Annotated in this window: 22 protein-coding genes and 1 tRNA gene; 13 read left to right on the top strand and 10 right to left on the bottom strand. The window is 69.8% G+C overall.

All coding sequences use genetic code 11. From position 1 onward, the window contains the following. Positions 1–4 precede the first annotated feature (4 nt). Positions 5–202 (top strand): hypothetical protein, encoded by a 198-nt coding sequence (locus tag ACSF8R_RS02975; protein ID WP_434810343.1) that lies wholly within the window; start codon positions 5–7, stop codon positions 200–202. Between the two features lie 3 nt (positions 203–205). On the opposite strand, the gene ACSF8R_RS02970 is transcribed toward ACSF8R_RS02975, so the two are convergent. Then, positions 206–1,477: a CDP-glycerol glycerophosphotransferase family protein gene (locus ACSF8R_RS02970; protein ID WP_434810342.1), complete on the bottom strand. Its 1,272-nt coding sequence runs from the start codon at positions 1,475–1,477 to the stop codon at positions 206–208. A 140-nt stretch (positions 1,478–1,617) separates the two neighbouring features. On the opposite strand from ACSF8R_RS02970, the gene ACSF8R_RS02965 reads away from it, so the two are divergent. Then, the gene (locus ACSF8R_RS02965; RefSeq protein ID WP_434810391.1) at positions 1,618–2,634 is read left to right on the top strand and encodes a glycosyltransferase; all 1,017 of its coding nucleotides are present in this window, start codon (positions 1,618–1,620) and stop codon (positions 2,632–2,634) included. Between the two features lie 58 nt (positions 2,635–2,692). Here ACSF8R_RS02965 and ACSF8R_RS02960 read toward each other — a convergent pair whose 3' ends face one another. The 3 genes from ACSF8R_RS02960 to ACSF8R_RS02950 are packed head-to-tail and all read right to left on the bottom strand — an operon-like array spanning position 2,693 to position 6,936. Then, positions 2,693–4,153, bottom strand: a complete 1,461-nt coding sequence (locus ACSF8R_RS02960; protein WP_434810341.1) for a CDP-glycerol glycerophosphotransferase family protein — start codon at positions 4,151–4,153, stop codon at positions 2,693–2,695. Continuing rightward, positions 4,150–5,382 (bottom strand): CDP-glycerol glycerophosphotransferase family protein, encoded by a 1,233-nt coding sequence (locus ACSF8R_RS02955; RefSeq protein ID WP_434810340.1) that lies wholly within the window; start codon positions 5,380–5,382, stop codon positions 4,150–4,152. Before ACSF8R_RS02955 ends, ACSF8R_RS02960 begins: the two co-directional genes overlap by 4 nt. 48 nt (positions 5,383–5,430) lie before the next feature. Beyond that, positions 5,431–6,936: a S1C family serine protease gene (locus ACSF8R_RS02950; protein ID WP_434810339.1), complete on the bottom strand. Its 1,506-nt coding sequence runs from the start codon at positions 6,934–6,936 to the stop codon at positions 5,431–5,433. A gap of 99 nt (positions 6,937–7,035) precedes the next feature. On the opposite strand from ACSF8R_RS02950, the gene ACSF8R_RS02945 reads away from it, so the two are divergent. Then, complete coding sequence (locus tag ACSF8R_RS02945) at positions 7,036–8,262, top strand: aminotransferase class I/II-fold pyridoxal phosphate-dependent enzyme (RefSeq protein WP_434810338.1); 1,227 nt, start codon at positions 7,036–7,038, stop codon at positions 8,260–8,262. 12 nt (positions 8,263–8,274) lie between these two features. On the opposite strand, the gene ACSF8R_RS02940 is transcribed toward ACSF8R_RS02945, so the two are convergent. Then, the gene (locus ACSF8R_RS02940; RefSeq protein WP_434810337.1) at positions 8,275–9,093 is read right to left on the bottom strand and encodes a carbon-nitrogen hydrolase family protein; all 819 of its coding nucleotides are present in this window, start codon (positions 9,091–9,093) and stop codon (positions 8,275–8,277) included. Positions 9,094–9,191: 98 nt separating this feature from the next. On the opposite strand from ACSF8R_RS02940, the gene ACSF8R_RS02935 reads away from it, so the two are divergent. Beyond that, positions 9,192–9,268 (top strand) — tRNA-Met (locus ACSF8R_RS02935). Positions 9,269–9,302: 34 nt separating this feature from the next. On the opposite strand, the gene ACSF8R_RS02930 is transcribed toward ACSF8R_RS02935, so the two are convergent. After that, positions 9,303–9,797 (bottom strand): MarR family winged helix-turn-helix transcriptional regulator, encoded by a 495-nt coding sequence (locus ACSF8R_RS02930; protein ID WP_434810336.1) that lies wholly within the window; start codon positions 9,795–9,797, stop codon positions 9,303–9,305. A 74-nt stretch (positions 9,798–9,871) separates the two neighbouring features. Between ACSF8R_RS02930 and idi the strand changes: the two genes are divergently transcribed. The 7 genes from idi to ACSF8R_RS02895 are packed head-to-tail and all read left to right on the top strand — an operon-like array spanning position 9,872 to position 15,472. Beyond that, positions 9,872–10,459, top strand: coding sequence for an isopentenyl-diphosphate Delta-isomerase (gene idi, locus ACSF8R_RS02925; protein WP_434810335.1), 588 nt, complete (start codon positions 9,872–9,874; stop codon positions 10,457–10,459). Further along, on the top strand, positions 10,456–11,511 hold the full coding sequence (locus ACSF8R_RS02920) for a polyprenyl synthetase family protein (RefSeq protein ID WP_434810334.1): 1,056 nt from the start codon (positions 10,456–10,458) through the stop codon (positions 11,509–11,511). Before idi ends, ACSF8R_RS02920 begins: the two co-directional genes overlap by 4 nt. Further along, positions 11,508–12,380 (top strand): phytoene/squalene synthase family protein, encoded by an 873-nt coding sequence (locus ACSF8R_RS02915; protein ID WP_434810333.1) that lies wholly within the window; start codon positions 11,508–11,510, stop codon positions 12,378–12,380. The genes ACSF8R_RS02920 and ACSF8R_RS02915 overlap by 4 nt, the downstream gene beginning before the upstream one ends. Beyond that, on the top strand, positions 12,377–13,921 hold the full coding sequence (crtI, locus tag ACSF8R_RS02910) for a phytoene desaturase family protein (RefSeq protein ID WP_434810332.1): 1,545 nt from the start codon (positions 12,377–12,379) through the stop codon (positions 13,919–13,921). Before ACSF8R_RS02915 ends, crtI begins: the two co-directional genes overlap by 4 nt. A gap of 2 nt (positions 13,922–13,923) precedes the next feature. Next, a complete protein-coding gene (locus ACSF8R_RS02905; RefSeq protein WP_434810331.1) occupies positions 13,924–14,274 on the top strand; it encodes a lycopene cyclase domain-containing protein in 351 nt (116 codons plus the stop codon). Beyond that, entirely contained in the window at positions 14,271–14,594 is a 324-nt protein-coding gene (locus ACSF8R_RS02900) for a lycopene cyclase domain-containing protein (RefSeq protein ID WP_434810330.1), read from the top strand. Before ACSF8R_RS02905 ends, ACSF8R_RS02900 begins: the two co-directional genes overlap by 4 nt. Beyond that, positions 14,591–15,472, top strand: a complete 882-nt coding sequence (locus tag ACSF8R_RS02895; protein ID WP_434810329.1) for a prenyltransferase — start codon at positions 14,591–14,593, stop codon at positions 15,470–15,472. Before ACSF8R_RS02900 ends, ACSF8R_RS02895 begins: the two co-directional genes overlap by 4 nt. Before the next feature lie 48 nt (positions 15,473–15,520). Here ACSF8R_RS02895 and ACSF8R_RS02890 read toward each other — a convergent pair whose 3' ends face one another. Both ACSF8R_RS02890 and ACSF8R_RS02885 read right to left on the bottom strand, forming a co-directional pair. Further along, positions 15,521–18,439, bottom strand: a complete 2,919-nt coding sequence (locus ACSF8R_RS02890; RefSeq protein ID WP_434810328.1) for a UPF0182 family membrane protein — start codon at positions 18,437–18,439, stop codon at positions 15,521–15,523. A 73-nt stretch (positions 18,440–18,512) separates the two neighbouring features. Continuing rightward, positions 18,513–19,634 carry a YlbL family protein gene (locus tag ACSF8R_RS02885; protein ID WP_434810327.1) on the bottom strand — a complete coding sequence of 374 codons (1,122 nt, stop codon included), beginning with the start codon at positions 19,632–19,634 and terminating at the stop codon, positions 18,513–18,515. A 136-nt stretch (positions 19,635–19,770) separates the two neighbouring features. On the opposite strand from ACSF8R_RS02885, the gene ACSF8R_RS02880 reads away from it, so the two are divergent. After that, positions 19,771–21,171: a zinc-dependent metalloprotease gene (locus ACSF8R_RS02880; protein ID WP_434810326.1), complete on the top strand. Its 1,401-nt coding sequence runs from the start codon at positions 19,771–19,773 to the stop codon at positions 21,169–21,171. A 748-nt stretch (positions 21,172–21,919) separates the two neighbouring features. Here the strand turns inward: ACSF8R_RS02880 and ACSF8R_RS02875 are convergent. Together ACSF8R_RS02875 and nudC are read right to left on the bottom strand one after the other, a co-directional pair. After that, entirely contained in the window at positions 21,920–23,632 is a 1,713-nt protein-coding gene (locus ACSF8R_RS02875; protein ID WP_434810325.1) for an ATP-dependent helicase, read from the bottom strand. Further along, positions 23,625–24,545, bottom strand: a complete 921-nt coding sequence (nudC, locus tag ACSF8R_RS02870; RefSeq protein WP_434810324.1) for an NAD(+) diphosphatase — start codon at positions 24,543–24,545, stop codon at positions 23,625–23,627. The genes ACSF8R_RS02875 and nudC overlap by 8 nt, the downstream gene beginning before the upstream one ends. Before the next feature lie 64 nt (positions 24,546–24,609). Here nudC and ACSF8R_RS02865 point away from each other — a divergent pair, with 64 nt between their 5' ends. After that, positions 24,610–25,857: a phosphotransferase gene (locus tag ACSF8R_RS02865; protein WP_434810323.1), complete on the top strand. Its 1,248-nt coding sequence runs from the start codon at positions 24,610–24,612 to the stop codon at positions 25,855–25,857. The last annotated feature ends 24 nt before the right edge of the window (positions 25,858–25,881 follow it).

Raw genomic sequence — 25,881 nt, 5'->3', positions numbered from 1 at the left:
CGGCATGGGACTTTTCCAGCAGCGACCCGAGGAGCCGACCGAATGGGCGGGCCTGCCCGCTGAGCCGTGGCGCCCTCGGACCGAGGCGGAACTGCTCGGTGCGGCATCCTTCGGCGACCCGGCCGCGGTCACCGGCGTACCGGAGACAGTGATCGAGATCCCCGTGAGCGTCAGCGCCGTCGAGAGCGGCGACGCGGACTGAACCTCACTCGTCGTCGAGCTCGGCTTCATCGGGCTCTTCGTCGTCGGACTCAGCCGTCCGCGCATGCCACAGGTCCCACTGCGTCATCAGGCCCGCCAACGCGTCATGGAAGCGCGCCGTCGCCGCGCCGGGAGCCGTGTCGCCGAAGTAGTGGCGCACCCAGCCCTCGAGCCGGGTGACGGCGTCAGGATCAGACAGGACGCGGTCCACCTCGGCGAGGATGCGGGGCGCGGCCGCGACCGTGAGCCACTCGGCATCCGAAAGGTAGCCGTGCGTATCGACGATCGCTGCGGCGTCGGCCGGCCGTGTGATCATCAGCGGCTTGTCTGCAGCGAGCCGGTCGTAGACCATCGCCGAGATGTCGACGACCGCGACATCGGCGGCGGCGAGCTGCCACCCGAGTTCGGGTTGGTCGTCGTAGACGTGCTGCGCAGACGGATCGGACGCGTTGGCTGCCTCGATGGCGGCGATGATGCGAGCGTTCGCCGCGCCGTATTCGGGGTCGACGACGCCCGAGCGAGGGTGAGGACGGTACACGAGGCGGTGCCGCGGTGAAGCCAGGACCGCAGCCGTGAGTGCTTCACCGTGGGTGCGGATCGACCCGTAGTGCGCCGACGGGCGGTCACCCTCCCACGTCGGCGCATAGAGCACGACGGTGCGGTCATCGGGCGTGTACGGCAGCGTGCCCGAGTAGTGGTCGGCCTGGGGGCGACCGATCTGGACCGTACGCGCGTCGAGGTCGTAGTCCCAGAGCACGCGACCCAACCGTTCGCGCGCCGCATCCCCCGCGATGAACGCGTAGTCATACGCCTTGAACTGGTTGGTCGTCATGTACATCTTGTCGGACTCGCCGTGGTTGATGAACACGTGCCACCGGCGCCCGTACCGGAACATCTGGAAGTTGCGGGTGTTCTGGTTCACGTACAGCACGACCCGGATGTCCTGCGTCGCGATGTACCGCTCGAGATCGCGCACCGTCGGCACGAACGCCACGGGCAGCGCGTCGTCCGCCGCGATCGCCCGCGCACCGCGCGCGTTCCGGGCGAGGACGACGACCGGCCACGTCTTGGCGACGTCGGCGAGCGGCTTGTACCACTGCCGCACCTGGTACATGTTGACGTCGCTGTCGCCGAAGTACACGGCGATCCGGTAGTGCTGACGGGGCTGTGGCCCCCGCGCCGCCAGGGTGCGACGCACATCGATGACAGCGGCACGCCCCGTGACGGCCTTGCGGACCAGGGCGAACGCCTTCTTCACATCAGCGACCATTCCCACCCCTCCAGCCTACCCAGCGCGTCGGTGGACACTTCGCGTCGCGCGCCCGCGGGGCGTGACATGATCGTCGGGTGCACGACGACCACCCGACTCGACGGGATGCCCCGGTTCCGCCGACCGGATCCGGAGTCACGTTCGTCATGCCGGTGCTCAACGAGGTCGACTACCTCGAGAAGGCCGTGCACACGGTGCTTTCGCAACACATCGACGAGCCGACCGAACTCGTACTGGCGCTCGGGCCCTCGACGGACGGGACGACGCAGCTCGCCGAACGGCTCGCGTCCGACGACGACCGCATCCGCCTCGTGGCGAACGCGGCGGCCGACATCCCGGTCGGCCTCAATCGCGCCATCGCGGCCGGGCGCTACCCCACGATCGTGCGAGTCGACGCCCACTCAGAACTCGAGCCCGACTACACCCGCCGTGCACTGGCGACGCTCGCCGAAACGCGGGCGGCCAACGTCGGCGGCGTGATGCGGGCCGACGGTCGCACGCCCTTCCAGCGTGCGGTCGCCCGGGCCTACAACTCGCCCATCGGGCTCGGCGGTGGGGCGTATCACGGCGGCGCGGTCGCGGGACCGGCCGAGTCTGCGTACCTCGGAGTGGTCCGCAGGAGCGTCCTGGAGGAGATCGGCGGATTCGATGAGACCGTGCGGCGTGGCGAGGACTGGGAACTGAACCTCCGCATCCGTCGCGCCGGATACACCGTCTGGTTCGACCCCGACCTGTCCGTCACCTACTGGCCACGCGAAAGCTGGTCACGGCTCGTGCGTCAATTCACCGCCACCGGCATCTGGCGCGGCGAGCTGGTCCGCCGATACGGCAGGCGCAACCCCCCGCGGTTCTTCGCACCGCCGGCGCTCGTGGTCGCCGTGGTGCTCGCGATCGTCCTCGGCGCGCTGCACGCGGCAGGAGTGCTCGCGGGTGTCTGGCGAGTGCTCGCGTGGCTGGCGTATCTTCCCGTCGTGGCGTACCTGCTGCTGATCGGCGTGGTCGCTGCGCGCGGCTCAGGCACCCTTCGCGAACGGGCGTGGTTCGCCGTCGTCCTCCCGTCGATGCACCTCGCGTGGGGCGCGGGGTTCCTGCGGGGCCTCGTGCGGGGCGGCGGAGGCGCGGTCGACACCTCGCGGCTGCGACGGAACACACCGCTCCCCTGACCCACCACTCACCTGGCACACCACTCACCTGGCACACCACTCGCCCGGCCTGCGGCGGTCAGGCCCGATCGATGAAGCCCTGGTCGAGGATGCGGGCGACGACGCGCTCGGCGGCGCGCCCGTCGTCACGCGCGTTGAAGCGCTCGCGCCAGCGGGCGTAGCGCTCGGCGTACGCGTCAGCAGTCGTGGGGTCGGCGATCGCCGTGACGAGCTCATCGAGCGTCGCGGTCAGCGGACCCGGCGCCTCGTCCGCGAGATCGAAGTAGAACCCGCGCAGCTCGCCCCGATAGTGCGCGAGATCGGGCGCGAACAGGTACAGCGGTTTGCCGGTCGCGGTGAAGTCGAACATGACCGACGAATAGTCGGTCACCAAGGCGTCGGCGACCAGCAGCAGATGCGAGATGTCGGGGTAGCCGGTGACATCGACGACCCGGTCGCCATGGGCGTCATGGCCCGGCAGGAGCGTTCGAGAGTGGCCGCGCACCAGGACGACGGCATCCGTGCGCCGTGCCAGCTCGGCGAGATCGAGGAAGTCGACCATCTCATCACGGTCATCACGCCACGTCGGGGCGTAGAGGATCACCCGCGCATCATCGGCGATGCCCAAGGCTGCGCGCACCGGCGCGGCATCCCCCGACACGAGTACGTCGTTGCGCGGATACCCCTCGACCCACACCGGGCCACGGAAGGCGTACGCGGTGCGCAGGACACGTCCCCCGTACGGGTTCTGCGCCAACAGGACGTTCCAACGCCGACTCTCGCGGATCACCGCGATCGCGCGCCTGGGATCGAACCCCGGTCGATGCAACGCGAGGCGCTTGAGCGCCGTGCCGTGCCACGTCTGCAGCACCACCTGCCCGCGGCGCCTGGCGAAACGGCGACGCAACCAGTCGTTGACGACGAGCAGGCGTGCCGCCCCACGCGCACGCCACCACTCCGGAGACCCTTCCACGACGGCGATGGCGCCATCGGGCACGGACACCGACAAGTCGATGACACTCCAGTAGCGTGTGACCCCCGGCGCGCGGACTGCGAGTTCGCGGTCGATGGCCAGGGGATTGCAGCTGACGTTGCGACCGTAGAACGACTCGAAGAAGACGGCGTTCTCGAGCCCGCCCGGACGCGTCGCATAGCGCCGCTCGAGCGCGTCCTGTCCCTCGCCCGAGTCGTACGCGGGGTCGATCGGCGCGGCGACCCGCACGGCGCCTTCGGTGATCTCCGCGCGGAGGGTGCCGAGCATGACCACGGGGTGATCGGCGAGGGTCACCGCGACGTCGTCGATCTGCAGTCGGTATGTCCCGGACGGCAACGGCAACGCAGGGCCGCCCCAGCGGGCGGCGCGCAGCGGCAGCGAAGCGATCCAGCCATCGTCGATCGCGCGGATGGTGGCCTCGACCGTCGCACGCGGGCCGACGAGACGGACGCTCGCCGGCATCGCGTCACCCCCTGCCACCTCCATCGTGGCGGCCGGTTCAGACGCCACACCGGCATCGGCGACGAAGCTCGTGATCGGCGTCATGCGCTGTCCCCGATGCCGATACGGATCGCGTCATAGACGCGTCGCGACGAATTGCCGTCGCGGAAGGCGTGCACCTGGGCGCTGAGCGCACGGGCGGCGTCGAGTCGGCGCGCGCGCTCCTCGTCATCGCCGAGCACGGCGGCCAGCTGCGCAGTCGCCTGCTCCCACGAATGCGCGTGGGCCTCGTGCGACACGTCGGCATACGTGCCGTAGAACCCGCGGCGAGCACCGTAGGCGGCGAGGTCGGGAGCGAGCAGCACGACGGGGAGCGGCACGAGGGCACTGTCGAACAGGAGCGACGAGTAGTCGGTCACCAGCGCGTCCATCGCCGGAAGCAGGGGGGTGACGTCGTTGAGGACGTCACTGCCGAGGGCGCGGACCCGGGCGGTCGGCACCGGCGGGGTGTACGCGCCGGCACCCAGCGGATGGGAGCGGACGTACAGCACGGCGTCGTGCGCCTCGAGCATCTCGAGCAGGCTGTGCCACTGCTGGGCCGTCGGCACGGCGGGGTCGATCTCGCCGTCACGCCACGTCGGTGCGTACAGCACAGCCTGCTGCGACGCCTCGATCGTCCCGGACAGCGCCTGCAGCTCGTCGCGCGCGCGTTCGCGTCGTGCGAGCGCGGAACCCCGGCACAGCACGTCGGTGCGTGGTTCGCCGGTGACCGGCACCTGCGCCTCGCTCAGCCCGAAGGCGGACTCGAGCCGGCCTCGGACGAGATGCGATGCAGCAGGAAGCAGACGAATGCGGCCCTGCGTGCGCCGATAGAGCACCCGCAGGACGGGCGAAAGCGCCGCGATCGGACTGCGGGTCGTCTCCGGCGAATCGAGTCCGATGCGCTTGAGCGGGATGCCATGCCACAGCTGTACGACGAACCCGCCGGTCGCGGCATACCGGTTCACGTCACCGAAGCCGTGGGTGACGACCGTGACACCGGCGCGGGCGGTCTCCCAGAACCCTCGCCACGAATCGCGACGCACCGTCGGGATGCCGCGGGCTGCGGCATCGGCATCCTGTGCCGCGTCCGCCGTGAGCCAGACCCCACGCTCCCCCGCAGCCTGCGCGACCTGCCACAGCGCCAGCGCACCGTCGGCGATCCCGACCGCGCAGCCGAACACCCAGCGATCACGCACCCGAGGGATGACGACGGTCGCGAGCCGGCCTGCCGCGTAGAGCGGGATGCGCAGCAGTTTGCCGGCGTTCCCGGCGCCGAACGAGAAGGACGCCACCCCGCGAGCCTATCGCGCGTGGTGGCGTCCTTCTTCGAGCGTGGCGGGTCAGTCGGTGAGTTCGCCGAGGGTCACCTCGACGGTCGCCGTCTCACCGTCTCGCACGTAGATCACCTCGGCGGTGCTTCCCGCCGCCGCCGCACGGACCTGCGCAGTCAGGTCGGTCGCGTCCGAGATCGGCACACCGTTGAACTGCGTCACGATGTCGCCGGCCTGCAGTCCCGCCTCGGCGGCGGCGCCGCCCTGCGTAACCTCACTGATGTACGCGCCGGCGATCGTGGCGTTCTCCTGCGCTGCGGCATTGCCGACCATGGCGCCGAGCAGGCCGTGGCTCGCGGAACCGCCCTCGATGATCTCGTCGGTGATCCGCTGGACGACGTTGGAGGGAATGGAGAAGCCGACACCGATCGACCCCGCCGAGTCGCCCGACGACGTGCCGCCGGCAGTCGCGATGGCGACGTTGACGCCGATCAGCTTGCCTTCGTCGTCGACGAGGGCACCGCCCGAGTTGCCGGGGTTGATGGCGGCGTCGGTCTGGATGACGGCAATCGAGATCGTGCCGGTCGATCCGCTCTGCTGCTCGCCCTGACCGAAGTCGAACTGAAACGGGCTCCCGGACCCGGGGTCGTCGCCTTCTTCGAGCTCGTCGGTCTCGGGCACAGCCGAGGAGGCGATCTGGATGGAGCGGTTGAGTGCGCTGACGATGCCGGTCGTGACCGTGTTCGACAGTCCCAGCGGGGCTCCGACGGCGACTGTGGTGTCGCCGACGTTCAGGGCGCTGGAGTCGGCGAATTCGATCGGCGTGAGCCCCTCCGCGTCCTCGAGTTTGATGACGGCGAGATCGTAGACGGGATCGGTGCCGACGATCGTCGCCTGATAAACCTTGCCGTCAGAGGTGGTGACGGTGAGGTTCGGGTCGCCGGTGGCGCCGTCGAGGGTGACCACGTGCGTGTTCGTCACGACGTAGCCGTCCTCACTGAGCACGACACCTGAACCCGTGCCGCCCGAAGACCCGGAGCTCGCACTGATGGTGACGACCGACGGCAGCACCTTGGTGGCGATGCCCGTCGTCTGGTTGACCGAGTCGGGATCGTTGACGGTCACCGTCGTGGGACTGTTCTGCACAACGGTGGAACCGCTCGCCGACAGGAAGGTGTCGGCGATCGCGGAGCCACCGAAGCCGGCAGCGCCGCCCACGAGGGCCGCGGCGACCATGATCGCCACGATCTTGCCCGCGCCGACCTTGCCGGACTCGGGCTCGGCATCCTTCGTCTGCGCGATTTCCGTCGCGGGGGCCGTTGCCGTCGTCGCGCCGGCGCCGAACGCCGATGTCGGGTAGGGCGTCGTGGGCTGGGCGTCCGAAACGGCGGCGTACGGCGGGGACGGCGGCGTGTACGGGCGGTGGTGCGGTGCCGGCGCGGCAGCCGCATGAGCGGCGGGCGTCGTGGGGACGGGCGGCGGCGCCGCGCTCGGCGTCGCCGCCGGCGGCGTCTGAGGGGGCTCGGTGCCCTGGGGTTCGGATGTGGACGACTCGGTGTTGTCGTTGTCGCTCATCGCTGCTCCTTCCACAATGTGCGTTCACAGCTTGACGCGCGATCCTGTGGTTTTCTTATGTCGCCGCCCCGACAACCCTATGCGTGTACCGTTGGCGCGATGGACGATCGCCTCGCCGCACCGTCGGCGCCGAACCCCATCCCCGGTGCGTGGACGCGGGCCGCGCGCGGCGCGGGGCTGCTCGGCGCGAACGGTGTTCCGACACCGACGATCTTCGCCGAGATGAGCGCACTCGCCACGGGCACCGGTGCGATCAACCTGGGGCAGGGATTCCCCGACGAAGACGGCCCGGAGGCAGTGCTCGACGCCGCCCGCACCGCCATCACCGACGGCGTGAACCAATACCCGCCTGGCATGGGGTCGCCGGACCTGCGCGCAGCGATCTGCGAGCACCAGCGACGCTTCTACGGAATCGACCTCGACCCGGACCACGAGGTGCTCGTGACGGCGGGCGCGACCGAGGCGCTCGCCGCCGCCCTGCTCGGGCTGCTGGACGGTCCGGACGACGAGGTCGTCGTGTTCGAGCCGTTCTACGACGCCTACGCCGCACTCATCGCGCTGGTCGGGGCCAAGCGCGTGACGGTGCCCCTGCGGTGGCCGCAGTTCCAGCCCGACCTCGACGAGCTGCGCGCGGCTGTGACGGATCGAACCAGGGTGATCCTCGTCAACGATCCCCACAACCCGACCGGTGCCGTCTTCGACGCGGCTGTTCGCACCGAGATCGTCCGGTTGGCGCATCAGCACGATGCGATCATCGTGACCGACGAGGTCTACGAGCACCTTGTCTTCGACGCGACCCACGTGCCCCTGGCGACTTCCGAGGGCGCCTTCGAGCGCACCGTTTCGATCTCGTCCGCGGGCAAGACCTTCTCGACGACGGGGTGGAAGATCGGCTGGGTGACCGGGCCGGCGCCGCTGATCGATGCCGTGCTCGCGGTCAAGCAGTTCCTCACCTACTCCGGTGGCGCGCCGTTCCAGCCGGCCATCGCCGCCGGTCTCCGTCTGCCCGACGAATTCTTCACCGGCATCGCCAGCACGCTCCGCGGCAAGCGCGATGTGCTGGTGGAAGGCTTGCGCGCGGCCGGCTTCGACGTCTCGGTGTCGGCGGGCACCTACTTCACGGTGGCGGATGCCGCCCCGCTCGGTGCTGCGGATGCCGACGAGTTCTGCCGCGGACTCCCGGCCCGGTCGGGGGTGGTCGCCGTCCCGCTCACGGCATTCGTCACACCCGAGCGTCGCCAGCAGTACGCGACCCTCGTGCGGTTCGCCGCCTGCAAGCGCGACGAGGTGCTGCGCGACGCCGCGGCGCGGCTGGCCGGTCGCTGACGCGAACCCCAGTCAGCCCGACGCAGTCCCCGGAACGACCGAGAAGCGGCGCAGTGCGAGGGCCGGGTTGACGCGGCGCACGCGATCGATGTCGTCAGGATCCAGGTGCGCGACGGCGACGTCGCTGGCGATGCCGACCCCTGCCAGTTCGACCCCCTGGGGGTCGATGATCATCGACGCCCCCACGCCGAGGGGCGGCGGGTGGTCTGCCGCTGCGACGAAGAGGGTGTTCTCGATCGCGCGCGCGTGCAGGAGGGTGCGCCAGTGGTGCTCCTTGAGCGGGCCGCGGACCCATTCGGCGGCGATCAGGATGACGTCTGCGCCCGCATCGGCGAGCGTGCGAGCCACTTCGGGGAACCGCAGGTCGTAGCAGGTCATGAGCGCGAATCGCAGGCCGTCGACGACGAACGTCTGCGGTGGCGCGAGCTCACCGGGCTCGACCCAATCCGATTCACGCTGCCCGAACGCGTCGTACAGGTGCTGCTTGCGGTAGACCGCCTGCACGCCGTGCCCGTCGACGGCGACGACGGTGTTGCGCACCTTCTTGGAATCATCGGCCCGCTCCAACAAACCCGCGACGACGTGGACTCCCCGCGAGGCGGCGATCGAGACCAGACCATCGACGAACGGGCCGTCGACCGACTCGGCGTGCGCGGCGAGTCGTTCGTCGAACGGGTGCACGAAGAAGCTGGAGTATTCGGGCAGGAGCACGATGCGGGCACCCCGCGCGGCGGCTCGGGCGACGAGCTCGTCGATCGCGGCGAGGTTGTCCTCGACATCGGCTGTCGGCGCGAACTGCGCGACGGCGACGGCGACGGCATCGGGGTTCATGGCGCTCCTCTCCGCCCCCATCCTCACCCGTCTCACGTGCCCGGAGCAACCGCGTGGCGTCGAGCACTCCAAACCCGTGCTAGGCTTGATTCTCGTGCCGCGGGGTGGAGCAGTTCGGTAGCTCGCTGGGCTCATAACCCAGAGGTCGCAGGTTCAAATCCTGTCCCCGCAACCACTCAGAAGGTCCCGTCTTCGGACGGGACCTTCTGTCATGTACGGACGCCGTCCGGCGTCGTTTCGGGTGCGAGCGTATCGGCCATGTCGCGCAGGAACCGCGCAGCCGCTGCCAGCTCCTCGTCGGTGTACGACTCCATGCGGGCCCGCATCTTCGCCATCCGCTCACCGAAATGCGCGAAGAACTCGCTGCGCGCCCGCTCGGTGAGCGCCACGATCCGTGCGCGACGGTCAGCCGGATGCGGGCGGCGCTCGAGGTGTCCACTCTCGGTGAGGCGATCCAGCAGCTTCGTCGTTGATGCCGTCGATATCGCGAGGTGCGTCGCGATGTCGCGTGGCCCCACGGTCTCACCGCGCTGTTCGCGGATGATGAGCATGCGCAACGCCGCCAAGTCGGTCGCGTTCATGTCCATGTCGCCGCGCATTCCTCCGTGCATGCGATCCATCGCATCGCTGAACGCGCGCACGGCCAGCATCGATTCCATCACCAGTCGGTCGCGTTCCGTGCGCGGCACCCATCGCTCGGCCATCGATGGACACCTCCGTCTCCGATTCTGTACGATGCGATTATATTGCTAGCTAAGCTAGCGAAATGGAGGGGACAATGACAGACCTCGACCTCGTCGTCCTGCTGGACGATCAGGGCAACGAGATCGGCACGGCGCCGAAGAGCAGCGTGCACGGCACCGACACCGCCTTGCACCTCGCCTTCTCCTGCCACGTGCGCAATGCGCACGGGCAGGTGCTCGTCACGCGTCGCGCAATCGGCAAGCGGACGTGGCCGGGCGTGTGGACGAACTCGTTCTGCGGGCACCCGCGGCCTGCAGAGCCGGTCCTGTCGGCAGTGCACCGACACGCCGAGCACGAACTCGGCATCCGCGTCCACACCCTCGAACTCGCGCTGCCGCTGTTCCGGTATCGGGCCACCGATGCAGCGGGCATCGTGGAGCATGAGATCTGCCCCGTTTACACCGCACTGACCGATGACGAGCCGGACCCCAACCCGCGAGAGGTCGCGGAGACCCGATGGGTCGACCCTGCCGACCTCGCCAGGTCGCTGCGGACCACGCCGTGGGCGTTCAGCCCATGGTTGGTGCTGCAGGCGGCTCAGCTGCACCTGTTCGACGGTGCCTCCGCACGTGCGGCCGACGTGGCACTCGACCTCGAACCCGTTGCAACACGCGCATCGTGATCGCTCTCGCATCAGACACGGCTGATCGCATCGACGAAGCCGTCGAAGCATCGCTGGCCGCACTCGCAGCCCGCGCCGCGCTGCGGGCTCCGCACCTCGATGAACTCGTCACCGCGGCGCGACGGGCAGCCTCCGGTGGAAAACGGTTCCGCCCGGCACTCACCATCGCCGCCTTCGACGCGTTCGGCGGCACTCGCGACGACACACCTGAACTGTGGCCCGTCGCCGCCGCGTTCGAACTGCTCCACACCGCGTTCGTGATCCACGACGACCTCATCGACCGCGATCTCGAACGTCGCGGCGCGCCGAACGTGGGCGGCGAGTTCCGTCAGCGCGCACTCGATCGCGGAGCGACCGCACAGGCTGCGGCCGAGCTCGGCGATGCGGCCGCAGTACTCGCGGGCGACCTGCTGCTGGCAGAAGCCGTCCGTCTCGTCGCGATGGCGCCCACCGACCCCGACCGACGCGACTCCCTCCTCGGGATCCTCGACGAAGCCGTGCTCGTCTCTGCGGCGGGCGAACTCGCAGATGTCGAGCATGCCGTCGCAGAACGGCCCTCCCCCGCCGCGCAATTGGTCGCCACCGCGCACGACAAGACCGCGGTGTACTCGTTCGCGGCACCGCTGGCCGCGGGTGCAGTGTTGGCCGGAGCCGACGACAGCGACAGGGCGATCGCCGTGTCCGCCGTCTCATCGATCGGACTGGCGTTCCAGCTCGTCGACGACCTGATCGGCACGTTCGGGACGCGCACGCAGGCCGGTCGCGCGCCCGGCGCCGACCTCCGCGCCCGAAAGCAGACCGCACTTATCGCGTTCGCACGCGCGAGCGCGCAGCAGGCGACCGTCGACGAGGCCCTGGAACGCGCACCCACCGGCCCTGTCGCCGTGCGACGCGCCCAGCGCGTCTTGCAGCACAGCGGCGCGAGGGACCGACTCGTCGGCCTTGTGGGCGAGCTTCTGCGCGATGCGCGCACGGCTGCCTCGGGATTGCCGGTCGCGCCACGCGACCTCCTCCACGCCCTCGCAGACCGCGTTCAGGAGCGCATCCCGTGACCGGGCTCGACCAGTACACGCGCACCGCCGAGCAGGCCGCAGCCACCGTCATCGCGGCGTACTCCACCTCGTTCGGCCTCGCGAGTCGGCTGCTCGGCGGACGAGTGCGCCGCCACATCCGCAACATCTATGCGCTCGTCCGCGTCGCCGACGAGGTGGTCGACGGCCCCGCGGCCGAGTCCGGCGCGGATCGGGACGCCGTGCTCGCGGCCGTTGATGCGCTCGAAGCCGAGACGCTCGCCGCCGTCGCCTCCGGCTTCTCGACGAACCTCATCGTGCATGCGTTCGCGCACACCGCGCGATCGTGCGGGGTGACAACCGAGCTGATCACGCCGTTCTTCGCCTCGATGCGCACCGATGTCGACGTCGCGCAGCACGATCGCGGGTCGCACGACCGCTACGTGTACGGTTCTGCAGAAGTCGTGGGACTCATGTGCTTGCAGGTGTTCGTGGGCGCGGACGCCCCGGCGGGAACGGTCGCCTCGGACGACCTCGTGCACGGTGCACGCCGACTCGGCGCCGCCTTTCAGGACGTCAACTTTCTGCGAGACCGCCGCGACGACGCCACGCGGCTCGGTCGCGAGTACCTCGACGAGAGTCGCGGCGCGGTCCTCGACCGCGTCGATGCCGACCTCGCAGCGGCCGCTGCGGTGATCCCCCGATTGCCGGCCGACTGCCGCCGCGCCGTCGCGGCCACCCACGACCTGTTCGCCGACCTCGCCCACAGACTGCGCGACGGCGACGCGGCAGGTGGTCGCGTACGGGTTCCCAATCCCACGAAAGCGCTGATCGCGTTGCGTGCAGCAACGGGCGCCGCCCCCCGTGTCCGCAGACGCCGAACGGCCCACCACGAATCGAGCGGTACATGAACGTCATCGTCATCGGCGCCGGCATCGCCGGGCTCGCATCGGCAGCGCTGCTGGCCGCCGACGGACACCGCGTACACGTCGTCGAAGCGCGATCCGAGGTTGGCGGGCGCGCCGGCTCATGGTCGAGCGATGGCTTCAGGTTCGACACCGGGCCGAGCTGGTACTTGATGCCCGAGGTCTTCGACCACTTCTTCCGACTGCTCGGCACCTCGGCGGATGCCGAACTCGACCTCGCACCGCTCGATCCCGCGTTCCGCGTCTACGGCGACCCGACGACGCACCCCGATCCGGTCGACGTCTTCAGCGGGCGGGATCGGGTCCGCACCCTCTTCGAGTCGCGCGAACCGGGCGCGGGCCGCCGCATCGACACCTATCTGGACTCGGCTGGAGACGCCTACCGCCTCGCCGTCGACCGGTTCCTCTACGACGGTTACGCGACGATGCAGGGGCTGCGCGACCCCGCGGTGCTCCGCCGGTTGCCGACCCTGGCACCACTGCTGACCCGCTCACTCGCCCGTCACGTCGAACGCCGCTTCGACGATCCGCTGCTGCAACGCATCCTCGGCTACCCGGCCGTCTTCCTCGGTGGGTCGCCGTATGACGTGCCCGCGCTGTATCACCTGATGAGCCACCTCGACCTCGCTGATGGCGTGCGGTATCCGCGCGGCGGGTTCGCCGAGCTCATCGCGGCGATCGCGCGGTGCGCCCAGCGGGCCGGCGCCACCGTCGAGACCGATGCCAGGGTGGCGCGGATCGTGACCGCCGATGCCGCAGTGACGGGGCTCGAGCTGGCCGACGGGCGGATGCTCGAAGCCGACACGATCGTCTCGACCGCTGACCTCCACCACACCGAGACGAACCTGCTGCCGCGCAACCTGCAGACGTACCCCGAATCGTGGTGGCGGGATCGAAGCCCCAGCCCCGGAGCACTGCTCGTGCTGCTCGGCGTACGGGGCGACGTGCCGCAGCTCGCGCATCACACCCTGCTGTTCACCGACGACTGGCGCGAGAATTTCGAGGCGATCTTCGGCGACAGCCCGCGCCTGCCGGATCCTGCCTCGCTGTATGTGTGCGCGCCGAGCCGCACCGATGAGAGCGTCGCGCCGCCCGGTGACACGAATCTCTTCATGCTCGTGCCGATCCCGGCTGATCCCGGGATCGGCCACGGCGGGATCGGTGGGGCGGGCGATCAGGCGGTCGAAGCGGCGGCGGATCGCGCCATCGACCAGCTCACATCGTGGGCCGGCATCCCGGATCTGCGTGAACGGATCGTCGTGCGGCGTACGATCGCGCCGGGCGACTTCGCATCGGAGTTCAGCGCATGGCGAGGCAACAGCCTTGGCCTGGCGCACACGCTGCGACAGAGTGCGATGTTCCGCCCGCGCAATACGTCTGCGAAGGTCAAGGGCCTGTTCTACGCGGGTGCTTCGGTGCTACCGGGCATCGGTCTGCCGATGTGCCTGATCTCGGCCGAACTCGTGACGAAGCTCGTGCGTGGAGACCGCTCCCCTGGGCGCCTGGCCGAGCGGGCTTCGGTGTGAGCATGCCCGGTGCATATCTGGCAGCGATCGTCGCTTCTGCGGCCGGTGTCGCGGCCCTCGACGCCCGCTTCCGCCTCGCGCTGTGGCGTTCCCCTGCACGCACATCGGTCGCGACCGCGATCGGGGCGGCGTTCCTGCTCGTGTGGGATGCCGCTGGCATCGCATCGGGCATCTTCATCAAGGGCGGCAGCGATCTGCTCCTCGGCATCGATCTCGCTCCGCACCTGCCGCTTGAAGAGCCCCTCTTCCTGCTGTTCCTCACCTACCTTGCGCTCGTGGTCCACGCGGCTCTCCTCCGTGGACAAGGCGCGAGAGCCCGCGGGGACGAGCGGGACGGGAGGCCATCACGGTGAGCTACGCCCTGCTGATCCTCCCGTTCGCGGCAGTCACGGTGCTCGTGACCGCCCTGAGCGCACTTCGCCCAGGCTTCACGGGCCGCCTTCGCGCGTCAGCACTGACGGCCCTGGCCCTGTGCGTCTTGACGGCCGTCTTCGACAATCTCATGATCGCGCTCGACCTGTTCAGCTACCCGCCCGCGCAACTGTCCGGGCTGCGCATCGGACTCGCGCCGATCGAGGACTTCTCCTACCCGATCTGCATCGCCTTCCTTGCACCGGCGGTTCTCGCATTGCTCCCCCCGGCGCGGGTGGAGCCCCAGGAAGGCAGTTCGTGAGCGCCGGCACGCAGACGACCGCGCGCCAGCTGCTGCTGGCGTCGCGCCCGGTGAGCTGGGTCAACACCGCCTATCCGTTCGCCGCAGCGTACCTGCTCACGACCCGCGAGGTCGACGCCGCGTTCATCATCGGCACGGTGTTCTTCCTCGTGCCGTACAACCTCGCGATGTACGGCGTGAACGACGTCTTCGACTACGAGTCCGATCTGCGCAACCCGCGAAAGGGCGGCGCGCACGGCGCGGTGCTCGATCGTCGTCTCCACCGCGTCACCCTGTGGGCCGCGGCACTTTCGTGCCTGCCGTTCGTGGTCGCCCTCGTCGCACTCGGGTCCCCCGCGTCGTGGCTCGTGCTCGCGCTCAGCCTGCTGTTCGTCGTGGGTTACAGCGCTCCTCCGCTTCGACTGAAGGAACGCCCGTTCGCCGATTCGGTCACCAGCAGCATTCATTTCTTCTCACCGGCCGTCTACGGCCTCGTGCTCGCCGGTGCCACCTGGACCTGGGAGCTGGTCACGGTGATCCTCGCCTTCGCCGCGTGGGGTGTCGCATCGCACGCCTTCGGCGCCGTACAGGACGTCGTCTCGGATCGCGAGGCGGGCATCGCCTCGATCGCGACCGTGCGGGGGGCGGCGTGGACGGTCCGATTCGCCCTCGTCGCCTACGCAGCCGCAGGACTGCTGCTGCTGCCGACCGCGTGGCCCGGCCCGCTGGCGGCGCTGCTCGCGATGCCGTACATCGTCACGATCTGGCCCTACCGCGCACTCGCAGACCGTGATGCGGAGCGCGCGACTGTCGGGTGGCGGCGCTTCCTGTGGCTCAATCAGGGCACGGGATTCGCCGTGACGCTGCTGCTCATCTGGTGGTGGATGCTGACGAGCTGAACCGGGGCGCCACCTGACGCGTTGCGCGGCACCGCCCCGGCCGAGAAATCACTCCTCGGACAGCTCGAGCAGCTTCTCGACGGCAGCCGTCAGTCGCTCGTCCGCTTCTGCGAACTTCGTCAGGTCGCCCTCGGCCAGCGCCGCGTCACGATCGGCCATCGCCTGTCGTGCGTTTTCGAGCGCCTGCGTATACGCATCGCCGCCGGGCGTCTCAGTGCCGGGGTCAGGGTCCTCGGTTCCCGGATCGGTCGGCGTGGGAGACGGCCCAGGCGTCGGGGCCACCTCGTCGTCGCCCGTGCTGGCACCCGAGTCGCCGCCGAAGATCGAGTCGAGCGCCTCCTGCAGCGTGTCTTCGAAGGCGACCTCGTCGCCGAACGCGACGAGCACCTTTCGCAGCGTCGGCAGCTTCGTGCCTTCCGAAGCCTGCACGAAGACGGGCTGCACGTACAGCAATCCGCCACCGACCGGGAGCGTCAGCAGGTTGCCGTTCAGCACCTGTGACTGCCCCTGACGAAGCAGGTTCACCTGCTGCGCGATCGTCTCATTCGAGTTGAACGTGTTCTGCACCTGGCCGGGGCCCGGAACCGTGGTGTCGGCGTTGATCTCGAGCATGCGCAGCTTGCCGTAGTCCTCACTGACCACGCCCGCTTCGTTCCCCGCGTTCGAATCGACGGCGAGATAGCCCATGAGCACGTTGCGGGACTCGGTGCCCGCGGAGGACGACGGGATGAACGAGGTGAACATCGAGTACGTCGGCGCATCCTGCCCGGGCATCTGCATCGTCAGGTAGTACGGCGGCTGCAGCACGTCGTTGGCGAGCACCGGGTCTTCGGGCGTCAGCCACGCGTTGTCGCGCGAGTAGAACGACTCCGCGTCATCGACGTGGTAGGTGCCGAGCATCATGCGCTGCACCTTGAAGAGGTCAGTCGGATACCGCACGTGGCTCATCAGGTCGGCCGACATCTCGGAGACCGGCTTCAGCGTCGACGGGTAGATCTTCTGCCACGCCTGCAGCAGCGGATCCTCGTCGTCCCACGCGTAGAGCGTCACGGTGCCGTCGTACGCGTCGACCGTGGCCTTGACGGAGTTGCGGATGTAGTTGACGTCGTCGAGCGCGACCCGGGGCGACGTGTTCGTCGTGTCCGAGATCGCGTCGCGTAGGCTCACGACCTGCGAATACGGGTAGTCGGCGCTGAGGGTGTATCCGTCGACGATCCACACGATCCGCCCATCGACGACCGACGGGTACGGGTCGTTGTCGAGCTCGAGATACGGCGCTGCGCTCTGCACACGCGTGATCGGGTCGCGGTCGTAAAGGATCTGCGACTCGGCGTTGACGGCATCCGAGAAGAGGATGTCGGTCGACTGGAACTTCAGCGAGTAGATGAGTCGGTTGAAGATGTTGCCGACACTCGGTCCGCCGTCGCCGTCGAAGGTCGTCGTCGTCTGCGACTCGCCGTCCTGCCCACGGGGGTAATCGAGCTCGATGTCCTCTGCGCCCTCGGGGGCGCCGACGATCGAGTAGGTGGGCGAGTTCTCACCGAAGTACACGCGCGGCTCGAGGCCGTCCTCACTCGCGGTCAGCTCGCCGGTCGCGGGGATGCCGCGCTCGAAGAAGACGGGGTTGCCGTCGCTCGTGCGCTCGTTGCCCTTCGCGGCGACGATGCCGTACCCGTGCGTGTAGACGAGGGTCGTGTTGTACCAGGACGCGCCCGAACCGAGCTGGTCGAGGTTCAACTCACGCACCGAGACGACGGCATCCTGCGACTGTCCGTCGATCTCGTACCGGTCGACATCGAGCGGGTCGGTGAACTGGTAGTACGAGCGGTACTGCTCGAGCTGACGCACCGTCGGGCTGATGATGGCCGGGTCCATGATGCGGATGGACGCCGTGGTGTCGGCGTCTGCCCGCAACTGTCCGGGTTCGGCGTCTGTGACCGCCTGGAAGTCGCTCTTCTCGAGACCGTCGATGCCGTACGCGAACTTCGTCGCCTCGAGGTTGCGGTCGTAGTAGGTCGACTCGATCGTGCGCTGGTTGGGGATGACCTGCACCGTTGTGACGAACCACGGGTACGCGACACCGACCACGAGGGCGGAGACCACCAGCAGCGCGGTACCGATCAGCGGGAAGCGCCAGCGGCCGATCACGGCGGTTACGAAGAAGAGCACCGCGACCAGCGCAGCGGCGATCGCGAGAATGGTCTGCCCGGGGATGATCGCGTTGACGTCGACATAGCTGGCACCGGTGATGCGGTCGCCCTGCGTCGTGAGGGTCTTGTAGCGGTCGAGCCAGATGCTCACCGCCTGCACCAGCAGGTAGAGGCCCGCGATGACGGCGAGCTGGATGCGGGCCGACTTCGAGATGCGCAGCTCGCGCTGACCGACCCGCACCGAGCCGTAGAGGTACGCGACGACGACGGTGACGAGCAGGCTCACGAGCAGCGTCGCCGAGACGAAGCCGAGCAGCGCCGAGTAGAACGGCAGCTCGAACAGGTAGAAGCCGGTGTCGAGGTTGAACTCGGGGTCGGTCTGACCGGTCGAGACGCGGTTGAACCACAGCCAGACCGTCTGCCACTGCGCGGAGGCGGCGAAACCGGCGAAGAAGCCGAAGAAGATCGGAATGCCCCACATGGCAAGGCGACGAAGCGGCTCGACGACCTCCTGGTAGTGGTCGAGCTGGGAGCTCAGCCGCGCGTAGACGGGGCGGAGGCGATACGCCAGCTGGATCGCCACGAACACGGGCACCGCCATCGCGAGGAACCCGATGACGAACATCACCACGCGCGCCACCCACTGGGTGATCAGCACCCCGTCGAACCCGAGTTGGCGGAACCACAGCCAGTCCGCGTACAGGCTCGCGAAGACGAAGAACGCCACGACGAGGGCCGCAAGCGCTGCCAGGGTGATGCTGACGGCGCGGCGGGCGGGACTTGGTGTGGCCGGAGTCGGCGCTGAGGTCGAGGTCACCCTCCCATCCTAGGCGCGATGCAGGTCACCACGACCGGGATCGGGCCTCGGGGATCACGCCCCCGGCGAACGCTCAGGAATCGCAGGTCGCAAGCGCCGCGAGGTCACCATCCGACCGCACCGCATCGAGGACGTCGAGTGCATCGTCGAGCGTCTCGATGGCGAACACCTGGAGGCCCGAGGGCACGTGTCCGACGACCTCGTCGCAGTTGCTCGCGGGTGCGAGGAAGTACGCGGCTCCGGCATCCTTCGCGCCGTACAGCTTCTGACGGATGCCGCCGATCGCTCCGACCCGTCCGTCGGCGTCGATGGTGCCCGTGCCGGCGACCTGCTCGCCACCGTTGAGCTCGCCTTCGGTGAGCGTGTCGATGATCCCGAGCGCGAACATCATGCCCGCCGACGGCCCACCGACGTTGTCGAGCTGAATGGTCACGTCGATCGGAAAGTCGTACTCGTGCAGCGTGCTGACGCCGATGAGCCACAGCGTCTCACCGTCGACGTCGGTCTGACGGGGGGTGATCTGTTCGGTCAGCTCCTCGCCGTCGCGCAGCACGGTGAGCTCGATCGGTGCACCTTCACCCGCGTTGATGATGTCGCGCAGCTGCTGCGTCTGCTCGATGGGGGTGCCCTCGGCCGCGATGATGACGTCGTCGGGTTCGAGGATCCCCTGCGCCGCGGATTCGTCGGTGAGCGCGAACACCCGCACCGACGACGGCACGTCGTAGTCGAGCTCACGCAGGGCAGCCGCCGTCGCCTCCTGCTGCGAGTCGACCATGAGCTGCGCGCTCTCTTCGTTGCGCTGTTCGGTGGTCACGCCCTCCGGGAAGACCTCTTCGATCGGCACGACCGCGCGCGAAGGATCGAACCACGCACCCGCGAGCTCGAACCATGACGGCGTGCGGTCGCGGTTGCCGACGACCTGCACCGTCAGCAGATCGAGCGCGCCACCCGTGGGATAGGTCTCGGCGCCGTCGACGGCGATCAGCGGCACCTCCTCACCGTCGGGTCCCTGGGCTGTGCCGAGGGTGTTGTAGACGGGGCCGGGCTGCTGGATGACGAACGGCGTGGGCAGCACCGTCAGTGCGAACAGCGCGATGAGCGCGACCGAGACGGCCCAGATGCCGGCGACGGTGCCGCGCGACATCCGTCGCCGAGGGGTCGGAACGATCGTCACGTTCTCGTCGAACATTGCCACGGGAGCCCTTCCTTCGACCGCCGTTCGCGGCCGGCGTACACCGGACATCGGTCCGCCGGGTGGATTCGGGCCGTGCGGTGAAGCCGTGCGACTAGCGTAGAACGGGACGTCATCACTCCGCTGAAAGGCCACCGACATGGCAGACGAGGACCGTTCCCCCGAGGACGAGTTCCAGGAGATGCTGCGCAACCTCCTGGGTGGCGGCGCCGGACTCGATCCCGAACAGCTCCAGCAGCTCTCGGGCATGGGCATCGACCCCGCGATGATGCAGAACATGATGCGCAACCTGCAGGGCGCGTTCGCCGCGGGCACCGACGGGATCGACTGGTCCTCGGCACGCACCCAGGCGCTGCACCTGGCCAACAAGGACGGGCACGGCATCTCCTCGGGCGCACGCCAGGACTTCGACCAGGCCTTCGCGCTCGCCACCCTCTGGCTGAGCGAAGCGACCACCATCTCGGATCTCGCCGCACCACCGGCAGCGATGACCCGCGGGCAATGGGTCGAGGCGACGCTCCCGGTGTGGCAGGAGCTCGCCGAGCCCGTAGCGACCTCGATCGCCGACGCCCTCACCGAGGCGCTGCAGACCCAGACCCCCGAAGAGATGCAGTCGATGATCGCCGGCGCGGGCAAGTTCCTGCGGACGATCGGCGGCGCCCTGTTCGCGGCGCAGCTCGGCAGCGTCATCGGGCGCCTCTCGCTCGAGGTCGTCTCCGGCGGAGACGTCGGCATCCCCGTCATGCCAGACGGCGCAGCGGCGATCCTGCCGCAGAACTTCGACGACTTCGGTCGCGACCTCGAGATCGAGGACGACCAGCTCGCCCTGTACCTCGCGACGCGTGAGCTCGCCCACGCCCGACTGTTCCGCCACGCACGGTGGCTGCGTCTGCACGTCATCTCGCAGGTCACCGAGTTCGCCCGCGGCACCCGCGTCGACACCGATGCACTCGAAGAGCTCGCGTCACGGTTCGACCCTTCCTCGACCGACGAACTTCGCGAGGCCCTCGAAAGCGGCGCCCTGCTGCCACAGCGGACCGAGGCGCAGACGCTCGCACTGACACGGCTCGAGAACCTGCTCGCGACGATCGAGGGTTGGGTCGAAGTCGTGACAGCAGACGCCACGAGCCGCCTGCCGGCGGCGGACCGCATCAGTGAAGCCGTGCGCCGACGCCGCGCCGTCGGCGGTCCCGCCGAGCAGGCCATGGCATCCCTCGTCGGCCTCGAACTGCGCCCGCGGCGCCTGCGAGAAGCTGCCGCCATGTGGCGCGCCGTCACGGATGCCGTGGGCGCCGAGGCGCGCGACCGCCTGTGGGACTACCCCGACCTCATACCGACGGCCGACGACATCGACGATCCGCACGCGCTCGTCGCCCGGCTGCAGGCCCACGAGCGTGGTGAAGCGCCGGCGCGCGACGCCATCGACGACGCACTCGATGCCCTGTTGAACGCTCCGCAGGCGTCGGATGCGGGCGGCGACGCGGCAGGGTCGGAGCCCGACGACGGCGCTGAAGGTCCCGAAGGACCCCGCCCGGTCTGAGCACCACGTGCCCCGGGCGGCTACGCCTGTGGACAACCCGGTGGGCACACGCGCGCGGCGCGCGAGGATCAGGGCATGCCCAGACTGACCCCGTCGAACGCACCGCTGTGGCGGTCTCCGACGTCACTGCAGCTCGGTATCGACGGCGACGTGCGCGTCGAGACCGTGCAGCCGTGGCAGGAGCGACTGCTGGACGCGCTCATCGAGGGCGTCCCCGAGGCGATGCTCCATCCGCTGGCACGCTGTCTCGGTGCGTCGGGCGCGGACGCAGCGACGTTCATCGCCGATCTCCGTCCCGCCTTCGCTGCTGACGACCCGCCGGTCACGGCGCGCGTCGCCGCCGCCGACGGGGTACCCGACCGCGATGCCGAGGTCTTCGCGTCGAGCCTGCGACACGCGGGGCTGGACGATGGGGTCGACGACACGGCGCCATTGGTCATCGTCGCCGCGCGGCTGGTCGAACCGCGCCACGCCGCAGCCCTCGTCGCGCGCGACATCGCGCACCTGCCGGTTCACCTCGCGGGCGACCGCGTCGAGGTCGGGCCGCTCATCGTGCCCGGTGCGACCGCCTGCCTCGCGTGCATCCACGCGACACGCACCGACGCCGATCCGACGTGGCCGGCGCTCGCAGCGCAACTGCTCGGTCGCGCGCCGGTTGCGACAGCAGGGCCGCTGCTGCTGGAAGCCGCGGCGATCGCCGCGCGCATGCTCACCTCACGCGAGCTTCCCGCCGGCGCCGCAGTGACGCTCAGGGCCGACTCGGCGCGGCGCGCCTGGCGCGTGCACCGGCCGCATCCTCGATGCTGGTGCCGAGTTCCCGCAGGAATCGCGACGGCTGCCGATCGCGATGTCCGCTCGATCGCGCCCACGTCAGCGAGAGCGACCGAGCAGCCCGCGTGACGCCCACGTAGGCCAGGCGTCGCTCTTCATCGACGCCCTCGAGCGTCGAGGCGTACGAGATGGGCAACAGCCCCTCGGACATTCCCGCAAGATGCACGTGGTCCCACTCGAGGCCCTTCGCCGCGTGGAGTGTTGCGAGCGTGACGGTGCGCATCGAGGGCTCATGCTGATCTTTCGCGCGGGCCAGCAAGCCGTCGGCGAAGGCCCGCAGCGACGTCCCGTCGGGCGCCTCCTCGGCCAGTCGCAGGAGCGCCGCCCGCGCCTCCCACTGGTCGCGCAGGGCGCCGCCCGCCGGCGGCGGCTCCTCGGTGAGCCCGAGCGAGCGCAGCACATCGCGCACCGCGCGCACGAGGCCCGCCTCGCCGGGTGCGACGGCCGCACCGCGCAGCGCGAGCACCGCCTGGCGAACCTCCGGAAGGTCGAAGAAGCGGGTACCGCCGAGCACGGTCGCGGGGATGCCGCGACCGGCGAGGGCCGCGAGGATCGGAGCCGACTGCGCGTTCGCGCGGTACAGCACCGCGATGCGCCGCGGATCGACGCCGCGGGCGACCTGGGCCGCCACCGCTGCCGCGATGCCGTCCGCCTCGGCCGCGTCGTCTGCGTAAGCGGCGACCGTCGGCTGCGGTCCCCGGGCGGCGTCCGAGACCAGCCGCAGGGCGCCAGGGCGATCACGCATGAGCGCGTTCGCGACGTCGAGCACGGCGGGATCGGATCGGTAGTTGTGCTCGAGCCGCACGACCCGCGCATCGGGAAACCGCCCGGCGAAGCCGAGCAGGTACTGCGGGTCGGCGCCCGCGAACGAATAAATCGTCTGGCTGGCGTCGCCGACGACGCACAGATCGCGACGATCGCCGAGCCACAACTCCAGCAGTCGGTTCTGCACCGGCGAAACGTCCTGGAACTCGTCGACCGTGAAGTGTCGGTACTGCTCGTGCACGGCCGCCGCGACCCGCGGTTCGGACTCCAGCATCCCCGCGCAGGCCAACAGCACGTCTTCGAAGTCGATCTGTCGCCGTTCGTCCTTGAGCTTCTCGTACGCACGCTGCAGGTCGACGAGAGCCGACAGTTCCAGCCCGCCCACTCCGTGCGGGCGATCGGCGGCATCCTGATCGATCGTGCGCATCGTCACTTTGCGGTGCTCGATACGCGAGGCCACGTCACGCAGCGTCGTGTTGTCGGTTCGCACGCGCGCCGCGTCCGCCGCCTGGGCGAGCAGGCGGATCTTGCTGTCGACGATGGTCGGCGCCGTGTCCGCGGCCAGCTGCGGCCAGAAGAAATTCACCTGCGCCAACGCGGCAGCGTGGAACGTCCGCGCGGCGACCCCCTCGACGCCGAGGGCGCGCAGGCGGCCGCGCATCTCCCCCGCCGCCTTGCTCGTGAACGTCACCGCCATCACGCGCGACGGCGAGTAGGCACCCGTGTCGACCCCGTGGGCGATGCGATGGGTGATGACGCGGGTCTTTCCCGTTCCCGCACCGGCCAACACGCACACGGGTCCACGAAGTGTCGAGGCCGCCTCGCGCTGGGCTTCATCGAGGCCGACCAGCGAGCGATCACTCACCGGAGCCGCCGTCCGCGTCGAGCCATTCCCGGATGAGCATGTGCGCGATCGACGCCGGCCCGGGCAACGAGAAGTCTGCCCTGCCGGAGAATCCGGCTCGCAGCTCCTGCCGATCGAACCAGCGCACGTCGACGATCTCTTCACCGTCGGGTCGCGCAGCGGTCTCGTCGACCGCCGTCGCGTGGAACCCGAGCATCAGCGACCGCGGATACGGCCACGGCTGCGAGCTGCGATAGCGAATGCCGTGCAGGCGGACGCCCGCCTCTTCCTCCACCTCGCGCGCGACCGTCGCCTCGATCGACTCCCCCGCCTCGACGAAGCCCGCGAACGTCGAGTACATCGCACGGTCGCCCCACTGCGCGTTGCGCCCGAGCAGCACACGCCGGTCGTCCGCCGAGGTCACCGCGACGATGACAGCGGGGTCCGTCCGCGGAAAGTGCTCGCGCCCGCACGACGGGCAACGGCGCGCCCACCCCGACTGGATCACGTCGGTGAGCGCCCCACACGCGGGACAGTACGGCGACTCTCGCAACCAGCGGGCGAGCGCGACCGCAGTGACCAGCGCGGTCGCCTCTTCGGCCGGCAGCACCGCGCCGGCGGTGCGCAACGAGGCCCAGCGCGAGTCATCGGACTCGTGCGCGTCCAACACGGCCGCGAGCAGCAGCGGCGCACCCGCCTGCGTGCGGCCGAGGAAGGCCCAGTGCTCGATCTCGACACCTGCGAGACCTGCGGGCGCGTCGAGGTGAAGCTGATCGCCGTCGGTACGGATGCGGTCGCCCGCCACGACAAGCACACGGGTATCCGACCGTTCCCGCAGTCGGCGAATCAATGCGGGGTCGGTTCGTTCGTCGGCGGCGCGGTCGAACCGGCCCCGCGCGAGAGCGGGCGGCGGCGCGCTGTCGTTCGCGGGCATCGAGGACCTCTCTTGCCGGGCGTGGCGCGGTGTCGCGGGGGCGTGCCCGACCTACCCTGGGGGCATGGCACGCTCACCTCTCACTCTAGCCGCGTCGGTGACAGCCGCCCTGCCCCGTGTGACCGCGGTCGGTGTGGCGCCCCTCAGCGACGGCGGCGCGGGACGGTTCGACAGCGCGGTCGTCTCCCTCGACGACGGCCGACGCGTGGTCGTGCGTGCGCCCCGCGATGACGAGGCGGCGGCCGAACTGCACGCCGAGGCGAACGCCCTACGGGCGCTGACCCCCGGTGTGCGCGCGGTGCTGCCGTTCGCGGCGCCCGAAGTGCTCGGCGAGGCGTCGCTGGGTGGACCCCGCGCGCTCGTCGAAACCTACCTGCGCGGGTACCGCGTGGATGCCGCGCACATCCCGCCCGGGCAGGGTGTCGCGACCTCGATCGCCGCTTCGCTTGCCCGCGTGCACAACCTGCCGCACTCCGTGGTCCGCGATGCGGGGCTGCCGGTGCGCACCGCCGAGCAGGTGCGCGACGAGGCCGAGCGACTGCTCGATCGCGCCGAAGCCACGGGGCGCCTGCCGTTCGGGTTGCTACGCCGGTGGAGCACGGCTCTGGCCGACGAGGAACTGTGGCGATTCGAGACGACGGTCGTGCTGGGCGGCGCAGAGCCGTCGTCCTTCCTGCTCGAAGACGTCGAGGGCGTTCCCGCCGTGACCGGCCTGCTGGGCTGGCGCGGGCTGAGCGTCGGCGACCCCGCCGTCGACCTGCGGTGGGTGGCGTCGGCTTCGGCGGCGCGCCACGACATCTTCGACACGTACGCCGATCAGACCCATCGCACCGCCGATGCACTGCTGGCCGAGCGAGCCAGGCTGCACGCGGAGTTCGAGTTCGCGTCGTGGCTCGTCCACGGGCACACCGTCGGGTCGGAGTCGATCGTCGCCGACGCGGTCGCCCTGCTCGAATCCCTCGACGAGAACGTGCGCGACGAGCCCGCCTTCGTCCGCGAGCACGTCAGCGCCGACGATGCGTTCGCCGCGAGCGACCGCGTCTCGCGGAACCAGTCGGGCCCGATCGACACCTCGATGCAGACCGACGCGTTCGATGCGGACGATCTGGAGGCGTTCGGTGACGACGAACCTTCATCGACGGTCGATCAGCCGACGCAGCCGCTCGAGATGAGCGAATGGGCCGCGCGAGAACTGGCAGCCCGCACGCCTGCCGACCCCGACATTCGCCACGAGGCCGCCGCAGCGTCCGCCGCTGTCGATCCCGACGAAGCCGCGCGCAATGCGCTGCGGCGTTGGACCGGCACCGCCTGAGCGGGGCGGGGCCCAACCGGGCGA

This window comes from Microbacterium sp. bgisy189, from assembly GCF_965345345.1.
Taxonomy (GTDB): Bacteria; Actinomycetota; Actinomycetes; order Actinomycetales; family Microbacteriaceae; genus Microbacterium.
The sequence above is the reverse complement of the archived record's forward strand: the minus strand, read 5'-3'. Positions and strand labels throughout refer to the sequence as shown.

Coding starts and splice junctions, on each gene's coding strand:
- ACSF8R_RS02965 (WP_434810391.1), top strand. CDS start 1,618: ATGCCGGTGCTCAACGAGGTCGACTACCTCGAGAAGGCCGTGCACACG.
- ACSF8R_RS02930 (WP_434810336.1), bottom strand. CDS start 9,797: ATGGCCGAGCGATGGGTGCCGCGCACGGAACGCGACCGACTGGTGATG.
- ACSF8R_RS02975 (WP_434810343.1), top strand. CDS start 5: ATGGGACTTTTCCAGCAGCGACCCGAGGAGCCGACCGAATGGGCGGGC.
- ACSF8R_RS02940 (WP_434810337.1), bottom strand. CDS start 9,093: ATGAACCCCGATGCCGTCGCCGTCGCCGTCGCGCAGTTCGCGCCGACA.
- idi (WP_434810335.1), top strand. CDS start 9,872: ATGACAGACCTCGACCTCGTCGTCCTGCTGGACGATCAGGGCAACGAG.
- nudC (WP_434810324.1), bottom strand. CDS start 24,545: ATGCCCGCGAACGACAGCGCGCCGCCGCCCGCTCTCGCGCGGGGCCGG.
- ACSF8R_RS02865 (WP_434810323.1), top strand. CDS start 24,610: ATGGCACGCTCACCTCTCACTCTAGCCGCGTCGGTGACAGCCGCCCTG.
- ACSF8R_RS02880 (WP_434810326.1), top strand. CDS start 19,771: ATGGCAGACGAGGACCGTTCCCCCGAGGACGAGTTCCAGGAGATGCTG.
- ACSF8R_RS02960 (WP_434810341.1), bottom strand. CDS start 4,153: ATGACGCCGATCACGAGCTTCGTCGCCGATGCCGGTGTGGCGTCTGAA.
- crtI (WP_434810332.1), top strand. CDS start 12,377: ATGAACGTCATCGTCATCGGCGCCGGCATCGCCGGGCTCGCATCGGCA.
- ACSF8R_RS02945 (WP_434810338.1), top strand. CDS start 7,036: ATGGACGATCGCCTCGCCGCACCGTCGGCGCCGAACCCCATCCCCGGT.
- ACSF8R_RS02950 (WP_434810339.1), bottom strand. CDS start 6,936: ATGAGCGACAACGACAACACCGAGTCGTCCACATCCGAACCCCAGGGC.
- ACSF8R_RS02905 (WP_434810331.1), top strand. CDS start 13,924: ATGCCCGGTGCATATCTGGCAGCGATCGTCGCTTCTGCGGCCGGTGTC.